2 protein-coding genes are annotated in these 4,152 nt (G+C 45.4%); both read left to right on the top strand.

Going from position 1 to position 4,152, the window contains the following annotated elements:
• The first annotated feature begins 36 nt into the window (after positions 1–36).
• Positions 37–3,252 carry a LamG-like jellyroll fold domain-containing protein gene (locus AACP44_RS08595; RefSeq protein WP_339340117.1) on the top strand — a complete coding sequence of 1,072 codons (3,216 nt, stop codon included), beginning with the start codon at positions 37–39 and terminating at the stop codon, positions 3,250–3,252.
• A 16-nt stretch (positions 3,253–3,268) separates the two neighbouring features.
• Positions 3,269–3,709 (top strand): hypothetical protein, encoded by a 441-nt coding sequence (locus AACP44_RS08590; RefSeq protein ID WP_339340116.1) that lies wholly within the window; start codon positions 3,269–3,271, stop codon positions 3,707–3,709.
• Positions 3,710–4,152: the final 443 nt, after the last annotated feature.

Here is a 4,152-nt window from a genome sequence, read left to right as displayed (position 1 = left end):
TATCCATGCTGTTGCCACTCTCAACCTTAGTTAATTATGCCAGTATTTAATAATAATATTTTAGCCGGAGCCTCAGGTGCAACTGGGGCTGCCGCTGGCTTTCAGATTTCTAGGTCCTTAAGATTTAACTCAGGAGATTCAGCGTATCTCAATCGCACTCCGTCGTCTGCAGGTAATCGCAAGACGTGGACTTTTAGCTTCTGGATAAAACGTTGCAAAATTGGATCTAGACAAGCAATTTTTACAGCAGGTGCTGATGGCGCTGAAATTATATTTAATGGCGCTGATAACCTAAGGTTCTATTACTATCAGGGCGGTGTCGGATATGTAGGCGATGCTAAAACTCAGGCTGTCTTTAGGGACACATCTGCCTGGATGCACGTAGTTGTGGTTTACAACTCTACTAATGGTACAGGTTCAGATCGAATAAAAATCTATGTTAATGGTGTACAGCAAGCACTAACGCACACACACACTTTCCCACTAAATACTCAAACTGATATTAACAACAGCAGCACTGCTCATAACATAGGGAAATACAGTGCTGGTAATAGTCAATTTGGGCAGTTTTATTTAGCTGAAGTGCACCATGTTGATGGTCAAGCACTTGCACCGACTGACTTCGGTGAATACGACGACAACAATGTTTGGCAGCCGAAGAAGTTTACTGGTTCATTCTCTTCTTACGATCAATCAGAAACTTGGAGCAACGGGTCAGTCACAACAGGTTCGCTAAATACTGGTGACGGATCCAGCATTGCTGGTTGCTTTGATGGATCGCCTGCTGCAAATACAGGCATATTTACAAACACTGGTGCAAAAATTGTTTATACCTTTCCGAGCACAATCGACTATACGTCTAAGGTCGAACTATTTGCTTTTAGGGGCGAAGGGAATCCGGGCAACTCTTATTTTGACTTGGGAGACGTAACACCATCAACAAACTACTTTTCGCAACTTGCTAGCCCTGGTTGGATTACTGTTGCGACAGGCAGTGGATCCTTTGATGCAATCACTAACCAAGACCAGCAGAACAATGGCGGTTGGGCTGGAATTAAGGTTGACGGAATTTTGCTAGTTGATCCGAGTGTTTCCGTTACAGTTAATTCTTTCCACCTCGACTTCTCCGACAACAGCAGCGATGCTGCGCTTGGAACGGATAGCAGCGGCAACAGCAATACTTGGACGGTGAATAATCTTTCAGTTGCTGGCTCTGCTTGGAATCAAAGTCAAACCTGGAGCAGTTCATTGTCTTCAAGCACAGGGTTCAGAGGCAGCGAGCCTGCAACCAACGCATTTGATGGCGACACCAGCAGCATTTGTTCTGCCGTCAATAATGGAGTGGTTACTTTTACGTCGCCTGTAACGTTTGCCTCTGATTCAACTATAAGAGTAATAGTGCATGGCGGAGACCACACTGTCACTGTAAATGGGGGCAGTGATCAAACAATTTCTGCTGGATCATATCAAACAGTCAATTTCACCAATTCATCAAACTCAACCTTTACTATGACGTTTCAGCGGGATGCATCTGCTGATACGGGGATTAGGGCTATTGAGATTGGGGGAAATGTCCTCGTTGATTCAGGAGTTGTTGATCCAAATGCCGCAGGCATTGACAGCCTGATCGACACGCCGACGGATTACGAGGCAGATTCTGGCAATAATGGCGGAAATTATGCGACGTTAAATCCGCTCGATAGGAAAAGCACAGTCTCGCTGTCCAATGGCAACTTAGACGCCACCACGTCTACCACTGGCTGGGCGGGTGTCAAAGGCACTATAGGTGTGTCTTCTGGCAAGTATTACTTTGAAGCGACTGCTAATGGCTCAGCGGCCAATAAGGTGTTTTTCGGAATTTGCGCTAGTAGCGTAAAGCCCGACACTTCAGGTTATCTGCAAGACGACTCGACAGAAAGAGCAAAAGGAATGCTCATATTCTGTGACAACGGCCAGTATCAACTGGATGGAAACTCAAGAGTCAACTACAGCTCATCAATGGCTGATGGTGATGTCATTGCTATTGCGTATGACCTTGATGGCAATACCGTTCAGTTTTACAAAAACGGAAGTGCTTTGGGGTCTATTGACATTTCAAGCTCGCCACTTGCAAGCACAACTGTTGTTCCTTTGTATATTCACTACAACACGAATACGACATATCATCTAAACTTCGGCCAACGTCCCTTTGCGTACACGCCACCAACAGGCTTCCTTAGTCTCTGCACAACGAATCTACCGGACCCAACGATTGCCGATGGTTCGACGGCGTTTGATGCTGTGGCATACGCCGGGACTGGAGCCGCCCGGTCAATCAGCTTAGGGTTTAGCCCGGATTTGGTATGGACAAAGCAACGCAGCGGTACGGAATGGCACTACTTAATTGACACAGTTAGAGGAAATACAAAAGCCCTTTTTTCTAATGAAACTGATGACGAGTATACTACTAATGCCCAAGTATTGACTGCGTTTAATTCTGACGGTTATTCACTTGGAAGCGACAGCGCTGTTAATGGCTCTAGTGATTCATATGTGGGCTGGGCCTGGGACGGCGGATCATCAACGGCCAGCAACACTGACGGAAGTCTGACTTCTAATGTCCGCGCCAATCCGTCTGCTGGGTTCTCGATTGTTGGATATACGGGGAATGGTTCAGCGGCGACTATTGGGCATGGTTTGAATGCTGCACCTGAAATGATTATCAAGAAGTTTAGATCTGCAACTAGCTCGTGGGACGTATATCACGCATCAGTTGGCGCAGGTAAACGGCTTGTTCTTAATTCAACTGATGCAGAGGCTTCAACAAATTCCTACCAAAACGTCAATTCCACCACGTTTGATGTTCATGCTGGAAACAACGATAGCGGTGTAACTATGATCGCCTACTGCTTTGCACCTGTCGCAGGCTTTAGCGCGTTTGGTTCGTATGAAGGCAAGGGCAATGCAACAATTAAGCCGTACATTAATGTAGGTTTTCGTCCTGCATTTATTCTTATTAAAGCCACAGATATTTCAGGCAAATCCTGGTTAATCTACGATAAAGCACGCGATGGTTACAATCGCAACAATGATGATTTAGCGCCTGATTTGAATAATCAGGAAAATGATGTTGTTGGTCCAGCTAACTCTATTGACATATTCTCGAACGGTTTTCAGCCAATCTCTGATAACAGCAGGCTTAACGAAGACGGTGCAACGTATCTATATGCCTGTTTTGCTGAGCATCCCTTCAAAACCTCTCGCGCACGCTAATTAACAAGAATAACTTATGCTAAAACTTGATGGTAAGACCCTGCAATACGACAGGGCATTTACACACAATGGAATCTCCTATCCTGCTAATTGGCTGCGCTTGACCACTTTGGAAGAAAAGCAAGCCATTGGCATCAGTGAAGTTGCTGACACCAGTCAATCCTGGGATCAGCGTTTTTACTGGGGTGTGGATAATCCTAAAGATCTCGACGATTTAAAGACTCTGTGGAAACAAAAGCAAAGTGACATTGCAGGTTCACTGCTAGCTTCGTCTGATTGGCGTGTTATTAAAGCACGTGAGACAGGTGGCAGTGTCCCTATTGATTGGTTTAACTACCGTAAAGCTGTACGTTCTGCATGTAACACACGTCAAACTGAAATCAATAATTGTACAGATGTACCTACATTAAAATCATTAATTGACAACCCTACTACCCTTTGGCCTGAAGAACCATGATCACCCTTATCCGTCCAATTCTTTTCTCATTCCTTAACTCTGAAAAAGTTAAACGTCTTATTGTTGACATGCTTGCCAAACTCGCAGAACAATCTGACAACACTGTTGATGATCAAGCAGTAAAGTTTATCGAACGCGGTTTGTTCGGTGGACCCCTGGAGTGAACCACCAGTTCTCCCTTCTCTAACCCTCCCAGCAGCCCCTGAGCTGCCCCAAGCGGTGCTGGAGGTACCAAGGGCCCAGCTACCTAGTTACAAGCCCCTTGTAGTACCTCCTAACACCCTTAGACCACCACCGGGTATTGAAGGGATTAACACGGAAGATGAACCTCCACAAGAGGAGGGGAAACCTGATTCTAAAAAACAAACTACAAAACCGAATATAGACTTACCACCTGAAGCTCAGATCATACAAGTCCCATTTACGGACATTGAAGTCCCAAT

It is taken from the genome of uncultured Oceanicoccus sp., assembly GCF_963968385.1.
Classification (GTDB): domain Bacteria; phylum Pseudomonadota; class Gammaproteobacteria; order Pseudomonadales; family Dasaniaceae; genus Oceanicoccus.
This window is presented reverse-complemented; position numbering and strand designations above follow the sequence as displayed.